Source organism: Pauljensenia sp. UMB3104, assembly GCF_030217285.1.
Lineage (GTDB): Bacteria > Actinomycetota > Actinomycetes > Actinomycetales > Actinomycetaceae > Pauljensenia.
Window position 1 is genome coordinate 1 of sequence record NZ_JASONN010000207.1, and the last position, 297, is coordinate 297.

General features: G+C 67.0%; 1 protein-coding gene. It reads right to left on the reverse strand.

All coding sequences use genetic code 11. The features are described 5' to 3' along the window. On the reverse strand, positions 1–297 hold a 297-nt coding region (locus QP415_RS11400), incomplete at both ends, for a TrmH family RNA methyltransferase (RefSeq protein ID WP_285100147.1).

The window sequence follows — 297 nt, forward strand, 5'->3', positions numbered from 1 at the left end:
GCGGCGTTCAACGATTCGACCGCGGACGAGATCGGGATGGACACAATCTGGTCGCAGGTTTCGCGGACCAGGCGGGACAGGCCCGCCCCTTCGGCGCCGGTGACAACGACCAGCGGCGCATCGGCGAGCTTCAACCCGCGCAACGACGCGTCTCCCCCGCCGTCAAGGCCGATGACGAACATACCGTTCTTCTTGCATTCCTCGAGGGCACGGACCAGGTTGGTTGCGCGCGCGACGGGAACTCGGGCGGCTGCGCCAGCAGAGACCTTCCACGCGGTGGTGTTGACACCTGCGGAG